22 protein-coding genes and 1 pseudogene are annotated in these 21,976 nt (G+C 71.7%); 15 read left to right on the plus strand and 8 right to left on the minus strand.

Annotation, left to right across the window (positions count from 1 at the left end; all coding sequences use genetic code 11):
• Positions 1-89: 89 nt before the first annotated feature.
• The 4 genes from AAH979_RS22250 to AAH979_RS22265 are packed head-to-tail and all read left to right on the plus strand — an operon-like array spanning position 90 to position 7,602.
• Entirely contained in the window at positions 90-1,535 is a 1,446-nt protein-coding gene (locus AAH979_RS22250) for a TIGR02710 family CRISPR-associated CARF protein (RefSeq protein ID WP_346260049.1), read from the plus strand.
• An 11-nt stretch (positions 1,536-1,546) separates the two neighbouring features.
• A complete protein-coding gene (locus AAH979_RS22255) occupies positions 1,547-4,858 on the plus strand; it encodes an AAA domain-containing protein (RefSeq protein WP_346260050.1) in 3,312 nt (1,103 codons plus the stop codon).
• Between the two features lie 16 nt (positions 4,859-4,874).
• On the plus strand, positions 4,875-6,053 hold the full coding sequence (locus AAH979_RS22260; protein ID WP_346260051.1) for a hypothetical protein: 1,179 nt from the start codon (positions 4,875-4,877) through the stop codon (positions 6,051-6,053).
• Positions 6,046-7,602: a phosphatidylserine/phosphatidylglycerophosphate/cardiolipin synthase family protein gene (locus AAH979_RS22265; RefSeq protein WP_346260052.1), complete on the plus strand. Its 1,557-nt coding sequence runs from the start codon at positions 6,046-6,048 to the stop codon at positions 7,600-7,602. The genes AAH979_RS22260 and AAH979_RS22265 overlap by 8 nt, the downstream gene beginning before the upstream one ends.
• A gap of 50 nt (positions 7,603-7,652) precedes the next feature.
• On the opposite strand, the gene AAH979_RS22270 is transcribed toward AAH979_RS22265, so the two are convergent.
• From AAH979_RS22270 to AAH979_RS22290, 5 genes are all read right to left on the minus strand, one after another.
• Positions 7,653-8,267: a hypothetical protein gene (locus AAH979_RS22270; protein WP_346260053.1), complete on the minus strand. Its 615-nt coding sequence runs from the start codon at positions 8,265-8,267 to the stop codon at positions 7,653-7,655.
• A complete protein-coding gene (locus AAH979_RS22275) occupies positions 8,264-9,646 on the minus strand; it encodes a hypothetical protein (RefSeq protein WP_346260054.1) in 1,383 nt (460 codons plus the stop codon). Before AAH979_RS22275 ends, AAH979_RS22270 begins: the two co-directional genes overlap by 4 nt.
• Positions 9,643-10,446 (minus strand): ABC transporter ATP-binding protein, encoded by an 804-nt coding sequence (locus tag AAH979_RS22280; RefSeq protein WP_346260055.1) that lies wholly within the window; start codon positions 10,444-10,446, stop codon positions 9,643-9,645. The genes AAH979_RS22275 and AAH979_RS22280 overlap by 4 nt, the downstream gene beginning before the upstream one ends.
• Before the next feature lie 118 nt (positions 10,447-10,564).
• Positions 10,565-11,359: a zf-HC2 domain-containing protein gene (locus AAH979_RS22285; protein ID WP_346260056.1), complete on the minus strand. Its 795-nt coding sequence runs from the start codon at positions 11,357-11,359 to the stop codon at positions 10,565-10,567.
• On the minus strand, positions 11,356-11,907 hold the full coding sequence (locus AAH979_RS22290) for an RNA polymerase sigma factor (protein ID WP_346260057.1): 552 nt from the start codon (positions 11,905-11,907) through the stop codon (positions 11,356-11,358). The genes AAH979_RS22285 and AAH979_RS22290 overlap by 4 nt, the downstream gene beginning before the upstream one ends.
• Before the next feature lie 266 nt (positions 11,908-12,173).
• On the opposite strand from AAH979_RS22290, the gene AAH979_RS22295 reads away from it, so the two are divergent.
• Complete coding sequence (locus AAH979_RS22295) at positions 12,174-12,533, plus strand: hypothetical protein (protein WP_346260058.1); 360 nt, start codon at positions 12,174-12,176, stop codon at positions 12,531-12,533.
• A gap of 195 nt (positions 12,534-12,728) precedes the next feature.
• Here AAH979_RS22295 and AAH979_RS22300 read toward each other — a convergent pair whose 3' ends face one another.
• A complete protein-coding gene (locus AAH979_RS22300; protein ID WP_346260059.1) occupies positions 12,729-13,949 on the minus strand; it encodes a DUF5937 family protein in 1,221 nt (406 codons plus the stop codon).
• Here AAH979_RS22300 and AAH979_RS22305 point away from each other — a divergent pair.
• Positions 13,939-15,297 carry an MFS transporter gene (locus AAH979_RS22305; RefSeq protein ID WP_346260060.1) on the plus strand — a complete coding sequence of 453 codons (1,359 nt, stop codon included), beginning with the start codon at positions 13,939-13,941 and terminating at the stop codon, positions 15,295-15,297. The two genes, AAH979_RS22300 and AAH979_RS22305, sit on opposite strands and share 11 nt — an antisense overlap.
• A 90-nt stretch (positions 15,298-15,387) precedes the next feature.
• Complete coding sequence (locus AAH979_RS22310) at positions 15,388-15,738, plus strand: hypothetical protein (RefSeq protein ID WP_346260061.1); 351 nt, start codon at positions 15,388-15,390, stop codon at positions 15,736-15,738.
• Here AAH979_RS22310 and AAH979_RS22315 read toward each other — a convergent pair.
• Positions 15,726-16,259 (minus strand): GNAT family N-acetyltransferase, encoded by a 534-nt coding sequence (locus AAH979_RS22315; protein ID WP_346260062.1) that lies wholly within the window; start codon positions 16,257-16,259, stop codon positions 15,726-15,728. The two genes, AAH979_RS22310 and AAH979_RS22315, sit on opposite strands and share 13 nt — an antisense overlap.
• Positions 16,260-16,367: 108 nt before the next feature.
• Here AAH979_RS22315 and AAH979_RS22320 point away from each other — a divergent pair, with 108 nt between their 5' ends.
• Entirely contained in the window at positions 16,368-17,432 is a 1,065-nt protein-coding gene (locus AAH979_RS22320) for a fatty acid desaturase family protein (RefSeq protein WP_346260063.1), read from the plus strand.
• A 117-nt stretch (positions 17,433-17,549) separates the two neighbouring features.
• Positions 17,550-18,614 (plus strand): annotated as a pseudogene (locus tag AAH979_RS22325) (PLP-dependent transferase); the annotation flags it as partial.
• A gap of 31 nt (positions 18,615-18,645) precedes the next feature.
• On the opposite strand, the gene AAH979_RS22330 reads toward AAH979_RS22325, so the two are convergent.
• Entirely contained in the window at positions 18,646-19,071 is a 426-nt protein-coding gene (locus AAH979_RS22330; RefSeq protein ID WP_346260064.1) for a YbaB/EbfC family nucleoid-associated protein, read from the minus strand.
• A gap of 131 nt (positions 19,072-19,202) precedes the next feature.
• On the opposite strand from AAH979_RS22330, the gene AAH979_RS22335 reads away from it, so the two are divergent.
• The 6 genes from AAH979_RS22335 (at position 19,203) to AAH979_RS22360 (ending at position 21,869) form a co-directional block, all read left to right on the plus strand.
• The gene (locus AAH979_RS22335; protein ID WP_346260065.1) at positions 19,203-19,769 is read left to right on the plus strand and encodes a hypothetical protein; all 567 of its coding nucleotides are present in this window, start codon (positions 19,203-19,205) and stop codon (positions 19,767-19,769) included.
• A complete protein-coding gene (locus AAH979_RS22340; protein WP_346260066.1) occupies positions 19,766-20,098 on the plus strand; it encodes a hypothetical protein in 333 nt (110 codons plus the stop codon). The genes AAH979_RS22335 and AAH979_RS22340 overlap by 4 nt, the downstream gene beginning before the upstream one ends.
• Before the next feature lie 10 nt (positions 20,099-20,108).
• Positions 20,109-20,783, plus strand: coding sequence for a hypothetical protein (locus AAH979_RS22345; protein WP_346260067.1), 675 nt, complete (start codon positions 20,109-20,111; stop codon positions 20,781-20,783).
• Positions 20,784-20,818: 35 nt separating this feature from the next.
• Positions 20,819-21,076: a hypothetical protein gene (locus AAH979_RS22350; protein ID WP_346260068.1), complete on the plus strand. Its 258-nt coding sequence runs from the start codon at positions 20,819-20,821 to the stop codon at positions 21,074-21,076.
• A gap of 72 nt (positions 21,077-21,148) precedes the next feature.
• Entirely contained in the window at positions 21,149-21,472 is a 324-nt protein-coding gene (locus AAH979_RS22355; protein WP_346260168.1) for a hypothetical protein, read from the plus strand.
• On the plus strand, positions 21,390-21,869 hold the full coding sequence (locus tag AAH979_RS22360; RefSeq protein ID WP_346260069.1) for an integrase core domain-containing protein: 480 nt from the start codon (positions 21,390-21,392) through the stop codon (positions 21,867-21,869). Before AAH979_RS22355 ends, AAH979_RS22360 begins: the two co-directional genes overlap by 83 nt.
• The last annotated feature ends 107 nt before the right edge of the window (positions 21,870-21,976 follow it).

Raw genomic sequence — 21,976 nt, forward strand, 5'->3', positions numbered from 1 at the left:
AGCGCTCGGTAGACCGACTCGCGGTCTACCGGCCAGCACGCCGGATCACATCGTCGCGCAGTGAGCGACCCCGTTCGATAGGGTCAGGCATGCCGTCTGACGAAGCGGGATCCTTCGCCGAACGGGTCGAGACGATGCGCCGGATCGAACGCGGCGAGCAGCGGTACGCCGACGGCAGCCCCGCGCTCCAGGCCACCGCGTACTATCTCGACCATCTGCTCGCCGACGCGGTCGCCCGGGCCCGGGCCGCCAGCGACCTGCCCCGGCGCAAGGTCGAGGTGCTGATCAGCCTCTGCGGCTTCGCGGCCACCCCGACGGTGCTCACCTACGAGTTGCTCCGCCCGAGCCGGCTCGTCGTGATCACCTCCCGGGACGCACCGGACAGTGTGGACCTGATCGGCCAGCGGCTGGTCGGCCCGGACCGGCTGCGGCACCAGGACTTCCGGCACGTACCGGTGGACGCCAGCGACCCGCTCGACATGTACCAGCAGATCGCCCGGGAGCTGGCCGGGCGCGACGGGCGGCACGCGGTCATCGACATCACCGGTGGCCGGAAGGTGATGAGTGCCGCCGCGGCGCTGGCCGCCTGGCAGCTCAACCTCGGGCTGACCTACATCGAGAACCAGTTCGACCCGGTGACCCGGCAGCTCCGGCACGGCGAGGTCCGGCTCATCTCCCTGGAGAACCCGACCACGCTCTTCGGCGAGCAGGAACTCGCCCGGGCGCTGGAGATGTTCCGGTCCGGCGCGTTCGAGGCGGCCCGGCGCCGCTACGACGAGATCGCCGAACGGATCGCGGTGCCCGGCCGGGCCCGGCTGATGCGTGCCCTCGCCGAGCTGTACCGGACCTGGTGCGACCTCGACCTGGCCGCGCTGCCGGCCGCGGTCGCCGGGGTGGAGCAGAGCCTGCGGCAGGGCCGCCGGCACCTCCGGCCGGACACCTCGGCGACCATCGACCGGCAGCTCTCCTTCGCCCGCCGGTTGGCGGCCGGCGACGCCACCGCCTTCGTGGTCTGCTTCTACGTGCTCGGGCTGCACTACCAGCAGCTCGGCCGGCACGACTTCGCGGCGCTGCTGTTCTACCGGACCGTCGAGGCCTGCCTGACCACGCGGCTGCGGCACCGTTATCCCGGATTCGACCCGGACGACTGCGACTGGTCCCACCTCGGTGACCCCGCCGCCGTCCGGGCCGGCTACGCCGAGGTGTCCCGCTCGCTCGCCCCGCCCGCCTCCGCCGGGCCGCCCAACAAGCTGACGCTGTTCGCCGCCGCCATCCTGCTCGCCTCGCTCGACGACGAACTGGCCCGGCGTACCGGGCTGGTCGACCCGGAGCGGCTGCGCGAGCTGCGCGACCGGACCTGGGCCCGGAACAAGTCGGTGCTGGCGCACGGCACGCAGCCGATCGCGGCCGAGCACACCGAGTCGCTCCGGGCGGAGGCGTCCGGGCTGCTCACCGCGTACTGGGCGCTGCACGGGGACGGGAACGACGTCGACGAGCTCTGCGTCGAACTCCGCTTCCTCCGCGACGACCGGTGACGGTGCCCGGGATGGCACCGCTCCGCATTCCGCAGTCGTGGGCCGACGAGTACTGCCAGGCGACCGAGCCCGAGCTGTTCGCGCCGAGCGAGGCCGAGCAGACCGAGGTGTGCCTGTCGTACCCGCAACGGGCCCGCTGGCTCGCCGAGCACGGCCTCGAAGAGATCCGGGCGGACCTCGCCGGGGGTCTGCTGGTCGAGGAGTTGACCGGGAAGGACGGCCGGTACTACCGGCTGACCGGTACCCGGTTCGAGGTCTACGCCCAGTCCCGCGGCGCCCGGGACAGCGGGGTGCCGCAGGCGTACGTCACCTCGGTGAAGCCGGCGCGTGGACTGGGTCGCACCGAGACGGTCCGGCCCGGAAAGGTCCGCCTGGTGCCGGTCTGGGACGAGGAGTACTGCTACCTCCCGGAGCTGCTGGAGACGTTCACCGAGGGGCTGCGGATCGTCCAACGGCGACGGTCGCTGCGGGACTCGGCCGGCCGCGAGCTGCACCGCGGTGCCGCGCAATCCCGGCCCCGGGGCGACCTGCACGCCCGGATCCGGCGCCGCTACCAGCCGCTGATGCAGATGCTGGAGCTGCTGGAGCAGCGCAGCATTCACGAGGGCACGGTACGCGGCAGCGCGACCGTGGTCGGCGAGGGTCGGCTGGCGGAGCAGCCGGTGCTCTGGCTCCGGCTCGACCAGCCGGCCACCTTCGCCGAGGGGCGTACCGTGACGGTGCGCGCTCCGGACGCGACAGCGGACCGGGACGCGGTGCCGGCAAACGCCCCGGAGGCAACGGCGGAGCTGCGGCTGCTCTCGGTCGAACCGGACGGCGCCGCCCCGATGCTCGCCCTGGCCGCACCCCGTACGCCGATCGCGCCCCAGACCCCGGTCCGGCTGGAGCAGCAGGGCCGGTTCGCGCTCGGCAAGCACAGCGCCGCGCTGAGCCGGTTCCTCGACGAGCAGGTCGAGGGCGACTGGGAGCACCTGGCGCTGCTGCTCGGCGCCCCGGAGCGGCTGCCGGCGGTGGAGTTGCCGCCACTGCCGGCGTACTTCGACGACCGGCTCAACCCGGAGCAGCGGGCCGCGGTGAGCGGTGCCGTCCGTACCCCGCACGTCTACCACGTGCAGGGCCCGCCCGGCACCGGCAAGACCACGGTGATCACCGAGGTCGTGCGCCAACTCGTCGGCCGGGGCGAGCGGGTGCTGCTGCTCGCCCCGATGCACGTGGCCGTCGACGAGGTGCTGCGCCGGCTCGCCGACCAGCCGGGGATCCTGGCGCTGCGGATCTCCTGGGACGAGTCCCGGGTCGCCAAGGAACTCCGCCGGTACCTGCCGAAGGAGGTCAGCCGGACGTACCTGCGGCAGGCCCGCCGGCCGGCGAACTCGCAGGCCGGACGCTGGCAGGCCGAGGCCGACCGGCTGCGGGACCGGCGCGACGCGGTGGACGCCTTCCTGGCCGCCGACGCCCGGCGGCGGGCGGGGGCCGAGGCGCTGCGGTCGGCGGAGCACGATCGCCGCGCCTGGCGGGAACGGCTGGCGGCCGACCTGGCCGGCAGCCGGGCCGGGGAGGTCGAGGCGGCTGCGGCGCTGGAGCGGCTGGCGGCGGCGCTGCCCCCGGTGGCAGCCCGGACCGAGGCGCTGCGCGCGCAACTCGCGGCGGTGCCGCTGAGCCGGCGGTTCTGGTCCCGGGTCCGGGTCTTCTTCGAGGCTCCCGACGAGGTGGCCCGGCTGGGCGAGGCCTACCGGGCGAGCGAGGCGGAACGCCGCCGGCTCGACCACGACCGGCGGTCCTGGTCCGGGCGCTGGGAGGCGGCCCGGGCCCGGGCCGCCGCGCTGGAGGCGGAGCGGGTCACCGGGGAGCGATGGCACGGCGCCGAGGTGCAGCGCCGGCAGGCCGAGACCGAGGCGGCCCGCGCCGAGGCCGGGCGCGCCGGAGACCGGGTACGGACGCTGACCGACCAGGACCCGGTCGGCCGGCCCGAACCGGAGGTACGGCGCTGGCGGGACCGGTTCGACGCCGAGCTGACCCGGCGCGAGCAGCGGATCCACCTGGAGCAGCGCTGGTTCGCGCTCTCCGGGCTGGTCGGCGGCTCCCCGGAGTCGCTGGCCGACCAGGTCGACGCCGACCTGCGCCGGTCGGCGAACCTGATCTGCTGCACGACCACCGGGGTGAACCGCGATCTCGGCGACGCCGACTTCGACACGCTGATCGTGGACGAGGCGAGCCGGGTGGTGGACAGCGAGTTCCTGATCGGGGCGGTCCGGGCCCGCCGCTGGGTGCTGGTCGGCGACGAGCACCAGCTCCCGCCGTACGTGGAGCCGACCGACGAGCACCACCTGCACGCGCTCGCCGCGCTGCACATGGTCGGCCGGGGCGCCGCCGCCGACCTGCGGGCCGCGGTCGACCAGCTCGCCGCGATCTGGACCGAGGACGAGGAACTGCACCAGTTCCGCACCGACACCGTACTGGCGACCGCGGAGCGGCTGCGGGAGTCGGGGAGCTGGCGGCAGCGGTACCGGCGCACCTTCGAGGCCGCGTGGCGCCGGCTGGGCTCCGACGGTGCGGACGCCGAACGTACCCTGCTGACCGCGATGCGCGACCACCTGGTGCGCAGCCTCTTCGAGGTCTCGGTCGCCGGTGTGCCGCCAGCGTTGCGGCAACGGTTGCGGGTGCAGCGCCGGATGATCGAGCCGATCGCGTCGCTGGTCTCGGGTCCGGTCTACGGCGGCGACTACCTGACGCCGGACCGGCCCGACGTGACCCCGCTGCGGTACGGCGGCACCAACACCCCGGTGGTACTGGTGGACACCTCGGTCTACGGCGGCCGGGCGAAGGAGCGCACCGTCGGCAGTGGCTTCGTCAACGAACTCGAGGCGGACCTGGTCGCCCGGATGTGCCGCTCGTGGGAGGCGCGGCTGCGACGGTCGGGCGGCGACCGGGTGACGGTCAGCGTGCTGACGTTCTATCGCCGGCAGGCCGCCGAGATCAGGGGCCGGCTCGGCGGGCCGGCGTTCGACGACTTCCGGGCCCTCGACTTCCAGGTGGTCGACGCGATCGACAAGATCCAGGGCCAGGAGAGCGACCTCGTCTTCCTGTCGTTCTGCCGGGCCTTCGTCGGCCGGGGCACCCCGTCGGCCCGGTACGGTCGCTGGTTGCAGGACATCCGCCGGCTCAACGTCGCCTGCACCCGGGCCCGCCGGGGGCTGGTGCTGGTCGGGCACGCCCCGACGCTGCGCGGGCTGAACGGCGTACCGGCGGCGGAGGAGTTCTACCGCAACCTGTTCGGGCTGCTCGACAAGCGGTCCGACATGGAGATCGCGAAGGGCGTCGGGTGACGGTGCGGGGTGTCGCATGATCGAGTTCGTCCCGGCCGACCCGCCCGCCGAGCCGGCGCCCGGGACCGTCGCCGTACTGCCCGAGGTGCTGGTGCCGATCCGCTGGTGGCGCGGGGTGTCGTTCGAACGCGCCGCGCCGGTGCAGATGACCCCGCTGGAGCGGTTCGTGCTGGAGTTGGCGATGACCACCGGCCGGGCCGACCCGGAGGAGTTCTTCGAGATCACCAACCTGCCCGGGGTGACGCTGCTGCCGGTGGCGGCGCGCCGGCTGGTCGCCGCCGGGGCACTGGGCCGGGACGGCGACGGGTACCGGCCACTGTCGCCCGGCGCCGAGCGGGCCGCCCGGACCCGGACGGTGTACCGGAAGCGGCAGGTCAGCCTGGACGTCGTACTCCTGCCGCGCACCGGAGACCTGCTCGTGCTCGACCCGCGCTCCTCCGGGCTGCGCGAGGTCGAGCGGCTCCGCCCCCGGGCGGCCGGGAACGCCCCGATGCCGCCCCGGCTGGCCAGCAGCACGCTCACCGACGAACTGCGCGCCCGGCTGGCCGCCGGCACGGTCGCCGGGGTGGGCGAGGAGACCACCGAGGTGGCAGAGCCCGTGACCCAGTCGCCGGTGATCAGCCGCAACGGCTGGTGCCCGGTGTACCGGTGCCGGGGCGAGCTGCGGGTCGACGGCGACCGGTACCGCCCGGTCCTCACCCTGCCCGGGGACGGCAAGCGCGATCCGGTGAGCCTCGACCTGCCCGGCGCGGTCGGGCTCGCCGAACACTGGCTCGGGCTGGTCGACGCGCTGCACGACCCGGCAACCCGGGCCCGGGCCTGGGACGGGCTGCTCGGTTGGACGCAGCGGGTGGCGCCCCGGACGGACCGGACCGGACCGGGCCGGTGGCGCTGCTCGATCTCCGGGGCGATCGCCCGGCGCCTCGCCGACCAGGGCCGGAATCTCGCGCTGCCGCTCGGGTTGGCCGCCCGGAGCGAGGACGCCGTGGTCGAGGTGGCGATCGACCTGGTCGGTGCCGACCGGACGGCCGAGGCGCTGATCGAGGTGGATCGCCGGATCACCGCCGCTGCCGAGCCGGGTGCCGACGTCACGGCCCTGCCCCGCAGCCCCGAGCTGCGCGACCGGGCCTGGCGGCTGGGATTCCCCGGTCTGGTGTACGCGCTGCGCGAGGCGGAGGACTTCCGTTATGCCTGACGGTGCTGTGCTGCCGGAGGAGCTGGATCTGGGCGCGGTCACCGCACCGGAGGGATATTTCCTGCTCCGGAACGCACCCGGGCAGCCGTTCCTCGACGCGCCCGACGCCGACCGGGAATACCGGCACCGGTTCACCTACCGGGGTTCCGTCACCTCGATCCGGCGGGCGGCGATCGAGTTGATCCAGGGTGCCCGGCACAAGATTTTCCTGGCCAGTTTCCGGATCGGCGACCGGGAACTGCTGGACGCGCTCTTCGCCGCCGTGGACCGGCTGCACGGCGGGGTCTACGTCGTCACCTCCTGGACCGAGCAGTCGCTCAAGCGCGACCTGTCCAGTCTGGAGGACGTCGACGAGGTCGACGTGCAGGCCCAGAAGAAGCGGTTCGACGAGCTGACCCGGCGCGGGATCGCGCTGCGCGGGCACGAGGGCTGCCACGCCAAGTTCCTGGTCGTCGATGACAGCGTGGCGCTGGTCTCCAGCGCCAACCTGGAGACCAGCGCCCTGGTCGACACCGAGCGGAAGCGGGCGACCGGGGAGAACGGGGTGCTGGTCGGCGACCCGGCCGAGGTCGACCGGCTGGCCCGGTTCTTCACCCGGCTCTGGTTCGCCGGCTGCACCTGGGCGGCGCTGCCCGGTGCCGAGTACGCGCTGCACCGGCGTACTCCGGCACCGAGCCCGGTCACCGTGCCACCGCTGGCCGGCGGGCCGGGCGTGATCTGGACGTACGACGGCGAGGACGGTGCCGGGCCGCACCGGGAGCGGGGCATCCTCGATGCCGTACACGACGTGATCGGTCGGGCCCGGCGGGAGCTGCTGCTCGCCACCTTCAGCCTGGTCGGCATCCGGGACCGGCCCGACCTGCTGCTCGATCCGCTGCGCCGGGCGATGGCCGCGCACGACCTCGACGTACGGCTGCTGGTCCGGGCCCGCAACAACGTCCCCGAGCACCGGGCCGACACGGCGGCCCTGGCCGAACTGGGCGTGACGGTCCACGGCGACTCGGACACCCACGCCAAGGGTGTGATCGCCGACGGCCGGTACGGTGCGCTCTTCTCGGCGAACTTCGACGCCGTACACGGGATGTTCTCCGGTGTCGAGGTCGGCACCCGGCTCGACGGCCGACCGGCCCTGGCCGAGGCCCGGCGATACTTCCGGCACGCCATGGAGCACGCCGACCTGGCCTTCGTGCCGGCGCCGACGCAGCGCGAACTCGACCAGGGGCTCGGCGCCCGGTGGCGGCGCCGCTGGCCACACGGCGAACGGCTCACGGTGTCGGCGGCGGACGCCGACTGGCGGCGGCTGGTCGACGCGGCCGCCACCGGCCCGGTGCTCTGGGAGGAGGCGAAGGACCTCCGGCTGTACGTCGGGGACGTCGTCGCCACCCTCCGGCCGGCGCGATCGGCGCGGTTCCAGCTCACCGTGGCGGAGAGCCGACCCGACGCCGTCACCCGGATGCGGGACTGGTACGCCGAGCGCCCCGGCACCGGCACCGGCACCGCTCGGCCGAAGCGGGGCTGCTGCCCGGCCCTGCTGACCCGGCTCCGCTGACCCGGCTCGGCGCGGCGTACCGGGCGTTCGGCCCGATCGTCCGCGCTGCGTCAGTGGTCCGGGGCCGTCTCGGCGGCGGGGCGCGGCGGCCCGCCACGCAGGGTGTACGCGAGCAGACCGCTCACCGCCAGGACGGTGGCGCAGACGGTCGCGGCGGTGGTGCCGGCCGGTTGAACCAGCCAGCCGGCGACCTGCATGTTCAGGTTCGGGCTGGGTCCCATGAACGGCAGGACCGTGACGAGGGTCCAGGTCAGCGGGGCGATCCAGCAGCGGGCGGCGCCGAGCAGAGCAGCGCCGAGGGCGGTGAGCCCGAGCATGCCCGCGGTGTCGCGCAGCACGAGGGCGAGCGGCTCGAAGCGCGCGTCGGTGGTGGCGGTGGCGAACAGCAGCGCGATGATCGCGGTGGCGGTGACCACCAGGTGACCGGCACGGCGTACCGGCCAGTTGATCGAGGCGGTGCGGTCGAGGGCATCGTCGGCGCCGTTGAGGGTGTGCGTGAACGCGACCGCCGCGAGCATCACGGTGAGGCTCAACAGCCGTGGGCTGATCGTCGGCGTCTCGGCGAAGACCGACCACAGAGCCCAGGTCGCCGCGACCGCCGCCGCGGCGGTGGTCAGCGCGAGCGGGACCCGCCGGGAGCGCAGGTACAACCCGAGCCACCTCACAGGGTCTCCCTGGGCAGGATCGACAGCAGGGCGTCGCTCCGGCAGTCCAGCACGGCCTCGCGCGCTGCGGCCATCCGGCGTCGCTGCTCGTCCTGCGGCAGGCCGACCAGCGCCTGGTACGCGCGCTCCACCCGCCTGCGCTCCCCGGATGCCCACCAGTCCTCCGGGGCCGGTGGTTGACCGGTCAGCCAGGCAGCGGCCACGGCGCGGGCCAGGTACGCCTCGGCGCTCTGCTCCGACCCGTCGCCGCAGTCCGGCTGCCAGGCCGCCCGCAGCAGGGACGGCAGGATCGGCTCGACCGAGACGTCGGCCCGCCCGGTACGCCCGATCGGTGGTCCGGGGAAGACGAGCGTGTCGGACCGGGGCCCGGCCGTGGCCGGGACCGGCCGCGCGGGGAGGGTGATCTGGCGGCTCTCCACCGCGCGGACGGGAGCGTCGGGCAGCTTGGCCGCCATCATGGTCAGGGCCTGCCGGGCCGGGCTGACCACGTCGGGCAGCAGACTGGCGTGCACCCGGGTCACGCAGACCTGCGGGCCGTCGTTGTCGCAGACCAGTTCGACGGCGCCCGGATCGACGGCCGCCGCCGCGTCGTAGCCCCCGGTGGGCATGAGCGGTACGGCCACCGCGGCGCCGAGCACCGCCGGGAGCACGGCCAGCGCGACCGCCCGACGGCCGACCGCGCCGAGCAGCAGGAGCCCGGTCGCCGCGAGGGCCGCCAGCCACAACGCCTGGGTGAGGTTGACCCGCGCCACGACCGTCTGGAAGTCGTGCAGCTCGCCCATGTAGACCGGCGTGAGCAGCAGCGCCGCCGGCTCGACCCTGGCGGGGTCGCCCGGGTAGGCGGCGGCACTCAGCCAGTCCGGGAGCAACCCCGCCAGGGCGACCCCGGCCACGGCGAGGGCGGGTGCGGTGACCAGCCGGGGCACCGCCCGACCAACGGCCATGCCCAGCCAGCCCGCGGCGATCACCGACAGCGCGCCGACCGCGGTGACCGCGATCGCGGTGATCGGGAAATATCCCGCCGTCGGGACCACCCACCCGGCGGCGACGAGGAACGTCAGGGCGTACCCGGCCACCAGCGTGACCGCGAGCGCGGCGGCGGTCGGCAGGACCCGCTGCCACCGCGGCCTGGCGGTGCTGGCGAACAACTCGTCGACCCGGCTGCGCGCGTCGCGGCGGCCCAGCCACGCTCCACCGGCCAGCGCCAGCGGCCACGACAGCATCAGCATCAACCGGACGGCCACCGCCAGCTGCATCCAGCGCCCCGCGAAGCCCTGCGGGAACGACAGCAGCGCCGCGGTGCTGACCACCAGCGACAACAGGGCGACGCCCACGGCGGCCGAGCGGCGCAGTTCGATGCCGAGGATCCGGCCCATCACGCCGACACCTGCGCACGGTGCGCGCGCAGCAGGGCGGAGTAGCCCCGCTCGGCGGCGCTGTCACCCGCGTCGGCGGCGCCGCCCTCCTGCGCCAACTGCGTCGCGGTGCCCTGCCACACCAGCCGGCCCTCGTGGAGCAGCACCACGTCGGTGCAGGCCGCCGCGACGTCCTCGACCAGGTGGGTGGAGACCAGTACGCAGCCGTCCACGCCGATCTCGCGCAGCAGCTCGCGGAAGTCGAGGCGCTGCTCCGGGTCCAAGCCGACGGTCGGCTCGTCGAGGAGCAGCACCTGCGGGTCGTTGACGATCGCCTGGGCGATGCCGGCCCGGCGCAGCATGCCGCCGGATAGCGTCTTCATCCGGGAGTCGGCACGCTCCGCCAGCCCCACCCGTTCGACGGCCCGCTGCACGGCACCGGGAATCGTCGCCTTCGGCATCTCCTTGAGCCAGGCCATGTACTCGACGAACTCCCGCACGGTGAAGCGCGGATAGAAGCCGAAATGCTGCGGCAGGTAACCCAGGACCCGCCGTACCCGACGCAGGTCCGCACGGCCGGTGACGTCGTCACCCAGCAGGCTCAACCGCCCACCGGCCGGCGCCACGACCGTCGCCAGGGCCCGCATCAGGGTCGTCTTGCCGGCGCCGTTGGGGCCGAGCAGCCCGTGCACGCCGGTGCCCAGCGCCAGGTCGAGCCCGTTGACCGCCAGGTGCCGTCCGGCTCGGACCAGCAGCTTCTCGGCGTGCACCGCCCACGCGTAGGTGGTCGGTGTTATCTCCGCCGCGCTGACCGCGCGCATCATGATCTCTCCATTCGTCGTTCACCCGTCACGCGCATTGACATTTACCTATTCGTTGAGGCCGTGCGCCGCTGGGGCCGTACGGGAAGCGGGCGGATCGCCGGGTTTCGGCGCGCCCGGGTCAGGTGCGGCCCACGCCGAGCCGGCGATGGTCGGCGGCCCGGACGAGCACCACGGCCAGCAGCGCCACGGTGGTCGCCGCCCAGCCGGGCCAGCTACCGCCCTCCAGCACCACCGGTAGCCGGTGGACGGAGAGGCTCGGCACCACCACCGTCGCGGCCCAGGTGCCGGCCAGTGCGAGTGCCGCCCGGTCCACCCCGATCAACCCGCCCAGCGCCAGGCTTCCGGCGATGAAGGCCAGACATGGCAGCAACCACAGGGCCGGTGCGTGCCCCGTGCACCAACCCGCCACCGCCAGGACCGGTACGACCGCCGCGAGCAGCGCCAACGTGCGGCGCAGCAACAGCCACAACCCGGTACGGGGCACCGTGGCCATCAACTCCCAGGCGGGATCGGTACGCCGGCTCCACACGGCGGCCACCGGCAGCAGCGGCGCCACCGGCGCGATCAGCAGCACCAGCGAGGGCAGGTTGTCGAAGGTCTGCTCGAAGACGACCGCGGCGAGCATCAGCCCGACCGCCATGGCCAGCCAGGGCAGGACCCGGACGGCGACGCCGGTGCGCCGCAGCCGCCTCCGACGCGCCGGTGCCGGACCGGCGGCGATACCGGCGGCGATGCCGTCGGCCACCCGGTCCAGCAGGTCCCGGGTGCCCGGGTCGGCCGCGGTCGCCAGCAGCGCCCGGCAGCCGGGGCAGGACTCCAGGTGCGCCTCGACGGCCCAGACGGTCACGTCGTCGACGCCCACGGCTCCGGCGGCGTACCGGGAGATCAGGGCGGGGGTGGGATGAGTGGTCATGACAGCGCCTCCCGCAACGCGATCCGGGCCCGCCGCGCGCGGGTCTTCACGGTCCCTTCCGGTACTCCGAGCAGCAGCGAGGTCTCCCGTGCGGTCAGTCCGTCGAGGACCATCGCGCGCAGCACCTGGCGCAGCTCCGACGGCAACGCCAGCAGGGCCCGCTCCAGATCGGCGTCGATCCCGCCGGCCAGCGCCTCCTCCTCGGCCGCCGGAGCCACGGTCTCGAAGGTCCGTACCGCCGGGACCCGCTCCCGGCGGGCCCGGTGGCGGAACGCGTCTATCAGCCGGTGGGCGGCGATCGTCCAGAGCCAGCCCAGGGCGCTGCCCCCGGCCGAGGCGTGCGCCTGGCTGCCGGCCGAACGCCACACCGCCAGGTAGGTCTCCTGCAGCACCTCGGCCACCACGTCGTCGTCGGCGCAGCGCCGGCGCAGCCGTACCGTCAACCAGGGCGCGGTACGCCGATACAGCTCGTCGAAGGCACGCCGGTCGCTCCGCGCGACGCGGCGCAGCAGCTCACCCTCGTCGAGCCCGTCCAAGCTCCCTCTCACACCAGGCAAGACGACGGGCAGCCCCCTCGGAGTTCTCGGATGTCTATGGCCTCAGTCACATCAGCGACCAGACGTTCCGCCGGAACCGACGACGACCAGCGGCCGAGGTCTCCCGCCCGCAGACGACAGCCCGAGCTGGTCCGATTCGTAGTCGGACATACCGACCTCTCGAAGCCTGCAGCCCGCCACCATCGACGTGGCGTCCATGCCACTGGGCGGCAAGCGCCGATGCTGTGGTGGACGGTTTTCTGCCGGTAGGAGGACGCATGACGCTGGGGCGAACGCTGGTGATCGGTATCGATCCCGTCAGGATCCCTGGCTGGGATCCTGAGCCTGTCGTCGCGGCGATAGCCCGTGGCCAGGCCCGTTTCGCCGATCACGGCATCGAGGCCGACCTGTGTTTGGTGGTACCCGACGAGAACCCCGAGGGAGCGATCGTCGAGGCGCTTACCCGAACGGACTACGCCTGCGTGGTCATCGGGGGCGGTATCCGCAAGCACGAGCCGTTGCTCGAGTTCTTCGAGAAGGTGGTCAACCTTGTCCGGCAGCATGCACCCGGCGCGGCCATCGCCTTCAACAGCAGTCCCGAGGACACCGCCGACGCCGCACTCCGGTGGTTGCGGTAGGCGTCAATCACCCAACGTAACCTACTGACCTAGCACGGATCTGGCACGCTGCTCCCCCGTTGTGCGTGGTCGGCCGGCCAATGCTGGCCGGAGGCCGCCAGCAGGTCGGGGCCGGATTGTGCCCCGGACCCCTCAGGCGGAAGCAACGAACCAACGTCAACCTCGTCTTCCTGCCCACGTACGGGTCCTGGCTGTTCAGCGCCCGAGGACGTCCACCAGTTGCTGCCCCAGGCCGGTGCAGGCCTCCATGTCCAGGCGGTACGTCACGTAGCGGCCGCGGCGCGCCGAGATCAGCAGCCCGGCCGCCTTCAGCACCGCGAGGTGCCTGGACACCTCCGGCGCCGTCACCCGCCAAAAGTCGGCCAGCTCGCCGGTCGTGTGCGGACCTCGGGCGAGCGTGCGGCAGAAACGTAGCCGCAGCGGGTGCGCAAGTGCGGTCAGCCGAGCATCCAGCTCGTCCACCCGCAACACCGGGCGCGGGTCCCAGCCCGGCGCCGGGTACTGCAGCACGGGCAGCCAGCCGGGCGCGTACACGACGGTCATATGCGGTGCGCCGTACGCGCTCGGGATGAGCGTCATCCCGCCGCCGCGACCGTCTGCGGTCTGGTCCTGCAGCTTGTCGATCGTCAACATGCCGCGCTCGGTGTCGACCCCGATTGCGTGCGAGATCCGGCCGAGGGCGCCGATACCCTCGCGGGCCAGGTCGAAGCGTCGACGGTCGGCTTCCTCGGCGAGCGCTGGGCGGACGCGTTTCCAGACCGGGGCGAAGAAGGCGGACTCGCAGGCGAGCAGAAAGCGTCGTACCCGCTCGCGCTCGGCGGCCGGATCGGCGAGCACCCGCTCGGCCCACGCCGCCTGCCGCGGCCCTCGGGCGCGGGCCGCGGCCAGCGCCCGCTGCCGCACGATCGGGTCACGCAGCGGCGACCACATTCGCGGCGCCGGTGAGACGGCCCGATGGGCGGCGAGCGCCGCAGCGACCCAGCGCTCGTCGTCCAGGCGGTCGACGTCGTCCAGTTCCTCGCGCAGGCTCGGCCGTGGGTCGGACGGGAACAGAAAGTCGGCCCGGCCGGAGTGCCAGAGCAGACCAAATTCCTCGAGGTCTGGAGCCAGCTCTGCGGGAAGGGCAGCCGCCATCATCGCAACCGCCGCGGCGGTGTCCGGATGATGCTGCGGCTCCGCGAGCACGTGCAGCACCGCGCCGAGCTCCGCGAGCGGCGACGGCGTTATCCGGATCCGATCGGCTGGTACGCCGGCGATGTCGACCGAGGTGACCACAGTACCGATCATGGCAGGGGTCCGCGCCCGGTCATACCGATTGACGTGGTTTGTCAATCGACGAGGCATGGATTGACGACGCTGGCCAACCGGGGTCCCTTCGCAGCCGTACGGCCGGACGATCGGAGCCGTGACGACCACCCGTACGACGCTTCGTGAGCTGGTCCGCATCCCGGGCGGCGGCCGCTACGCGCTCAGCGCCACAGTCGAGGCAGCGACCTCCGGGATGCTGCGCCCGTTCATCGTGATCTACGCCGTGCTGATCGGGCTCAGCGCGTGGCAGGCCGGTATGACGCTGACCGTCGGCATGCTGGCCGGCCTCGGCGCCGTCCCGCTCGCCGGATGGTGGATCGACCACGGAGCGCGGCGGGCCCCCGCCGTCGCCGCGCTACTGGTGCGAGCGGTGGGGTCGCTGCTGCTTGCCCTGGTGCCCGGCATCGCCGGATTCGCGATCGGTGCGGTGCTCATCGGCGTCGGCACGCAGATCGCTCCACCCACCAATTCCGCGCTGGTCGCCGCGCTGGCTGGCCCGGCCCAGCGTACGGCGGCGCTGGCCGCGGGCCGCTCGCTGCGCAACGCCGGCCTGGGCGCCGGCGCCCTGCTCGGCACGGTTCTGGTCGCGAGCGGGCCGGAGGTGCTCCGCTGGCTCGCGCTGGCGACGGCGCTCGGGTGCGCGTTCGGCGCGGCGGTGATCGCCCGGGTGCCGCTGCCCCATCAAGATGTTCCGGCCCCCGCCCCGGCCGCGGCGACGAAGGAAGCGCGCGGTGCCGGCCTACGCACCGTTACCATCCTGGCTCTGGCCGGCATTCCGTACGCGTTTTACGCCGACATCCTCGAGATCGCCCTGCCGCTGCTGCTGGTGCAGGACCTGCACGCGTCCCTGGCGTGGCCCTCGGGCATCTTCGTCGCCAACACCGTCATGGTGATTGCGCTGCAGCTGGTCGTTGTCGTGCGCCTCGCGAAGTGGCCGCACCGCACCGTGCTCTTCTGGTCCGGCCTGTTGCTCGCCGGCTCCTACCTCGCCTTCTGGCTCGGCGGCGCGACCGGCGGCGGCCCCGGCACGGTGCTCGTCGCGCTGGTCATCGTGCCTTACACGCTGGGTGAAATTCTCTACACCGGCAGCAGCGTGCCGCTGGTGATCGAGTCAGCACCGCCACACCTGATGGGGCGCGCGCTCGCCCGCTGGCAGCTCAGCTACGGCCTGGCCCGGGCAGTCGATCCCATCATCATCACCGGTCTGCTCACCCTGGGCGCGGCGGCGCTGTGGCTGCCGCTGGCCGCCGCGACCCTGCTGGGCGCAACGACGGTGCGCCTGGGCACTCGACGGCATCGTCTCCACCGATCGCCCGGGCAGTCCATGAGTCATGCCGCGGCAGATGGCGAAAGCCCGGCCGTCGATGGTCCCCTGACCAAGAGCGTTCACGGTGAGACTGTTACGTCCAGATCTGTGAAAGCCGGAGGTTGGACCCCTCCCGGCTACTCGACCTGAGAGCACCAAACGCTTGGTCCCGGCTCACCCTGACCGTGCGGCCCAGGCGAGGTAGTCCAGTGGGCGGAGTCCTCCGTGGGGTGGCCCGTCGTGCTGAAGCCAGTGGCAAGCGCGGGTACGGACAACGTCGTGTCATGCGCGTCGGCGGTGGATCTGCTGGCGCTCTCCCTCACCGATCCCCCGGCATTCGCCACGCTCGACGACATCGCCTACCGGATCATCGAGCGTCCGCGTCACGTTTCCCTCATCAATCCGTACGCGTGGGGACGGGTGCCGCCCGACGACGTGCTGGCGTTCCCGGCTGGACACCAGATCCCACGGACGATCGACGTGGTGACCTCACCGGGCTTCGTCTATCTCATCTCACCGGATCGGCAGCAGATCATCAACGACTACGCCCGGATCCGCGAGATCGAGCAGGAGCATCTCTATGTGTCCTGATGAGCAGCCTTCCACGCCGCCGCCGTCACTCGGTAGAGCAGGCAGTCCCGGCCACCGCCGTCCAGGCGACGACCGTCCGGAACCGCACCGATCTTTTCGACAGCACGCCGGGAGCGGGCGTTCTCCGGAGCGATCAGGAAGATCACCGAGTCGACCTGGCGAAACGCGTGGCGCAACATAAGCTGTTTCATTTCGCCGTTGACGGCTCCACCCCAGTACTTCCGAGCGAGGAACGTCCACCCAATCTCGATCTCGCTGGCCTCGGGGTCGTACCCGTGATACCGGGACGCGCCCATGATCTCGCCGTCGGAGGTGTCCTCGGCGATCAGCGCGCCGTCGGAACCGAGCGCGTCGTCGAAGAAGCGGCGGAACGCCTGCGGGGTGTGACGCTGCCGGTCCGGGTGCTGCGCCCAGATCAGCGGATCGGAAGCCACCAGTTGCAGACCGGACAGGTCGTCGGCGGTGAGCGGCCGGAGACGGACGAGGGTGCCGGTGAGCACGGGTTGTCGGTCAAAGGACACGACGATCAGGCTACGGGTCGGCGGAGCGCGACGGGGATCGCTGTTGTGCACCAGTTCGGCATCACGAGACTTGAGAGATCACGGAGGTTCGGTCTTGGGCGCCATCACATGGGCGTATCAGGGCAGGCGGTACACGATGTACCGTTTCCCGGCCGACGTCGAGAAGGACATCAAGACGCTCAACACGAGCGACAACTGGCACCCCTGCTCGCCTGGAGCACGGACATCGCCCTGATCGCCGGATACGCCGCCGCCTGCCACCTGATCTCGTGGTGGCTGTATCCGGTAGCGGTCCTTGTCATCGGCGCACGCCAGCGCGGCCTGTCGACCATTCTGCACGACTGCGCCCACGGCGTCGGCCGCCGCCGACAGGAGGCCGCAAATAATCATCGGTACGGTGCTGACAGGTACCCGATCTTCCAGACGCACTATGCCTACAAGACCTCCCACGTCTTCACCCATCAACCCAGACCGGGAGATCCGGATGGTGACCCGGACCTGCAGTTCTTCATGGAGGAGAAGGTTTACACGCCAGCCTCGCGGGCCCGGTACATCGGTCGCGTACTGGTGTGGCCGGCTCTCGGCCGACAGACCGTCGCATATCTGCGTTACCTGGTCCGCAACCGGTACCTGGTCTTGCAGGGCAAGGGCCGGCCCGAACAGACGCGGTCACCGGTTCAGCGCCGGAAGAAGCGCTTGGACGTGGCGGCCTTCTGGTCGTTCTGGACCGTCGTCGCCGGTCTGTGCTGGTACGCAGGCGCCCTCGACGGACTGCTGCTGTTCTGGGTGATCCCGTTCCTGACCAGCTTCCAGATCCTCGGTTGGTACATCGAACTGTCCGAGCACACGCCACTGGTCCGGGACCACAGCATCGATCTCTACATGACACGCAACCGCAAGAGCCGCGGCCTGGAAAAATGGCTGACCGGAATTCACAACGACAACTACCACCTGGAACATCACCTGGATCCTCGGACGCCGTTCTGGAATCTGCACAAGGCCCGGCAGATCCGGCTGCGGGATCCCAACTACGCGGCGCTGGACGCGGCCATCGGCGGACTCTGCACCAAGGGTCCGGAGGACCAAACGAGTGCCCTCACCAGCATCATCCCCATGCTCGACGAGCAACCGGCACCGGCCGGTAGGACGGAGCCGCACCGTGTCGCGGCATGACGAGGCGGGCCGCGCCCAAGGTGCGGAACCGGGCGGGGCCTACGTCAACCGGGAGAGCGCCGCCGTCCATGGCGGTTCCGAGGTTCGGCTGGGCCTGACAACACCGGTGGTGACGCCGCGCTCGCGGTGGCGTCCGGACAGGCGGCGACCGCCCTGGCGGTGCTCAACCTGTGCCAGGCCGGCGACAACCTGGTCAGCTCGCAGGAGTTGTACGGCGGCAGCTGGCTGCCGCTGGCCAAGACCCTGAGCCGGTTCGGCATCGAGACGCGCTTCGTCAGCCCGGACGACCCGAAGAACTTCGCGGCCGCGACCGACGACCGGACCCGATGCTACTTCGGAGAGACGCTGCCCAACCCACGGTTGCGACTGTTCCCAATCGAGGAGGTGGCCAAGCTGGGTCGTGCCTTGGGCGTTCCGCTGATCCTCGACAACACGATGCTTCCGTACGCCTGCCGGCCGATCGAACACGGCGCCGATATCCTGATCTATTCGGCGACCAAGTGCATCGGCGGGCACGGCTCGACGTTGGGTGGCCTGATCGTGGACAGCGGGCGCTTCGACTGGGCTGAGCATGCAGGCCGGTTCCCGCTGCTGACCCAACCCGACGAGGCGCACGGCGGTGTGGTGTGGACCCGGACGGGCACGAAACTGAGCGGCGCGCTCGGACGCAGTGCCTATCTACTGAAGATGCGCGAGACGCTGCTGCGTGATCTCGGACCGTGCCTGAGCCCGTTCAACGCCTTCCTTCTGCTGCAAGGCCTGGAGACACTTCCGCTGCGGATCCGCGCGCACTCGGACAACGCGCTGGCCGTCGCACGGTTCCTGGCCGAGCACCCTAAGGTTGCCGGTGTCATCCATCCGAGTCTGGCCACCGGGACGGAAGCCGAGCGCGTCGCGCGCTACCTGAACGGTGGCTTCGGGCCCCTGGTCTTCTTCGAACTGACCGGCGGCCACGCGATGGGCGTCCGGTTCATGGAGACGCTCCGGCTGATCTCCTATGTTACGAATATCGGGGACGTGCGGTCGTACGCCACCCATCCCGCCTCGACGACCCACGCGCAGCTTCCGGAAGCCGAGCAGCGGGCGGCCGGGGTGACGCCGGGCGGCGTCCGCGTGGCGGTCGGCGTCGAGCATCCGGACGACCTCATCGCCGATCTCGCGCAGGCGTTGGAGCGGGCGTGACCGGCCGGCGACGGGTGCGGAACTTCGACTCCTATCTGCCGTCGATAGCGTCGAAGAGGCGCCGGCGCATCACCTCGAACTCCCCGGACACGTCCTGGGCCATTCGATCGAGATCATCGGCAGCTCGGGCGGCATCGGCCGCAGCGGACGGAGTACCGGCAGGGTCACCAGCATCGGCGGCCCTGGCAAGCTCCTGTCCCACCTGAACGCCCAGATCCTCGTGCGCGTGGCGCAGCGCCTCCAGGATCGACGCGCTCAGCGCCGCAGGGGCCTGCCGCATCGCCTCGGCGTCGATGGTGAGTTCGCTGGGGATGCCGCCACCGTTGATGGCGGCCCGCACCAGCCCGTCCTCCGATCGCCCATGTCCGCTGACCCGGTCAAGGGCAGCCAGCACCGGATCGGCGACGGGTCCCGCTCGGGCTCGCGGCTCATTACCATGGGTCCACCTCTCGACCACTCAGCGATGCCTCACCATACCGTCGATGCAAGTTCGATCGGAGGCCGCGAATGGATGTATCGCCCGAGGCGCGATCGACGATCCGAACTCGTCCTGCCGGTGGCGCGTCCCGCTCGGCGCTCGGCCGAGGTATGGAATTCGCGGGCGCCGCGCTGCTGGCCGCCTCGACCGTCGTGGCGATCGTCGCCGTCGTGCTGCTCGGCATCCGGTGGGTGTCCGGGGACGACCTACGATTCGCCACCAGTCTGTTCCTCTGGGCGGGACGAGGGATCTGCGTCGCCGCACCGCTGATGTTCGTCGGCAGGTACCTCCGTCGCCAGGCAGCGCTGCTCAGAGACTTCACGTTGGTGCTCGACGACGCCGGAGCGCACTGGTCCGGCGCCGTCGCCGGATCCGTCGCCTGGACGGAGCTGGACCACGTCGTCGTCACGGCCCGACCGCGCCGGTCGCGTCGGCTGATCTTCGCGAGGCGGGTACCCGGACAGGCCGGCCCGACCGACGCGACCGTCCAGGCCTCCCCCGTGAGACATCTCGTGCAACGCCTGGTCAACCCGTCCCGCTGGATCCTTGACGTACCCCTCGACCGCTTCGAGCAGCCACCGGAGGCGCTGGTGAGGGTCATACGTTCGGCGTCCGGCGGCCGATTTCCCGATCTCTACCCGACCGAGCAGTTTCCCCAAATCGAGGAGACCTCATGAGCGACATATCGGCCGACCCAGATCACCTGCGCGGCGTCGCAGCCAGGCTGGCAGAGCTGGCGGGCCGGGTTGACGTCCTGTCCCGCGGCCTCAGCGACGGGGGCGCGGTGCCGGACCGGAGCCAGTTCCCGGAACTCCCCGTCGGACAGCAGGCCGCCACGGTCTGGAGCGACGGAAACTCGGCCTTCGTCGACGGTCTCTCGCTGGTCGGACAAAGCCTCTCCCGGTTCACTGACGGCATCCTGGCGGCAGCCGCCGGGTACGAGCAGGCCGATCTCCGCGGTGCTGACCGGATGCTACGCAACCTGCCGGGAGAGACACATGGCTAACGTGGCCGAGATGTACGGCATCGACATGTCGGACGTCCGGCGGATAGAAGGCCTATACGGCCAGAGGCTGCCGGACATTCTTGAACCCCTGCGTCAGGCTGACGCCAATTTCGAGGCGCTGCGATCCGCCGCCGAGCGGCATCGCTCGGTTGCCGAGGAGGCCCTCCGCGTACACGGCGACCTGACGCAGCTCCGCAGCGACATGGCATGGGGCGGGCAGGCCGGCAGTGCCGCCGCGAACGCCCTCGACGTGGTGCTGACGGTGCTCAAGTGGATTGCCGCGATCATCCTCTTCGTGGTCGGGGCGCTGCTCGCGCTCATCGCGATGCTGCTCTACGCGATCGCCGCGATCCTCCGGTGGATCGGAAAGGCCCTCGCGGCCTGCGCCGCCGTCGTCGCGGTCGTCGTCACGATCATCGTGATCATCAGGGCGGGCGGACGGGGACAGTCGGGACGACTCAACATGATCTGGGCGGCGCTTCGGGCCGTCTTCAATACGACGTACCTGGCCGCGCTCGGCATCACCGGCGCGCTCGGCGACGGGTTCGGCTGGGTATTCGAGCAGGCTGCCAAGGGCGTCATGTGGCTGGCGCTCTACCTGATCGAGGTTGGCGGGAACCTGACGGGTACCCCGGACGAGGAGATGGGTCCGCTGCGCGAGGAACGCAACAAGCTCTTCGACTGATCCCGCGTCGCACCCCGCCCGGTATGGTCATGCGGTTGCTGTACCTGGGAATGATCCACCTGTTCAGCGATTTGGGGTTGCTGATCCGCAGCGACAGAGCGTTGCTGGTCGAGGTCCTCGCGCTACGGCACGAGACAGCGGTGCTACGCAGCCACGTTCATGGCCGGCCGCGGCTGTCCTGGCCGGACCGGGCGATCCTGTCCGCCCTGGCCCGCCTGCTGCCCCGCCGGGTACGGGCACACCGGATCGTCACCCCGGCCACGTTGCTGGCCTGGCATCGCCGGCTGGTGTGACACCGCTGGACCTACCCGAGCAAGCCCGGCCGGCCACCGGTCAGCGACGAGGTCCGGGACCTTGTCCTGCGGCTGGCCGGAGAGAACCCGCGATGGGGACACCGCCGCGTTCAAGGCGAACTACAGCGGCTCGGCTATCGGATCGGCGCCGGCACGATCCGACGGATCCTGGCCCGCCGCCGTGTCGGCCCGCCGCCCCGCCAGCAGGACACCAGCTGGCGGGCCTTCCTGCGCAACCAGGCGGCGGGTTTGCTGGCGATCGACCTTCCACCTGGACACCGTCCTGCTGCGGCGCCTGTACGCGCTGGTGGTCATGGAGGTGGCCACCCGACGGGTCCGCCTCCTCGGCATCACCGCCCACCCCACCGGGCAATGGGTGACCCAGCAAGCCCGTAACCTCCTCATGGACCTGGGCGAGCATGCCAACCGATTCCGGTTCCTCATCCGCGACCGCGATACCAAGTACACCGCCGCCTTCGACGCGGCGTGCACCGCCGAGGGCATCACGGTGGTCAAGACCCCGCCCCGCACCCCGCGAGCGAACTGCTTCATCGAACGCTGGGGGCGCAGCCTCCGGGAGGAATGCACCGACCACATGCTGCTCTACAACGAACGGCACGCGCAGGCCGTGGTCGGCGAGTACGTCGACCACTTCAACAACCACCGACCACACCAAGGACGACAGCAGCGCCCACCCAACCACGACCCGACCGTCGTCATCCCCATGGACAAGCCCGTACGACGCCGAAGACGACTCGGTGGAGTGATCAACGAGTACCACCGAGCAGCCTGAGCCGATCTTCAGAAGACCAGGTCAAGGCCGTCGTACTAGTTTTGGCACGCTACAGGCAAGAAGCACGGCCGCCACCTGATCTGGCACAGATCTGGCACGCAGAGGAA

Source organism: Plantactinospora sp. ZYX-F-223, from assembly GCF_039649625.1.
Taxonomy (GTDB): Bacteria; Actinomycetota; Actinomycetes; order Mycobacteriales; family Micromonosporaceae; genus Plantactinospora.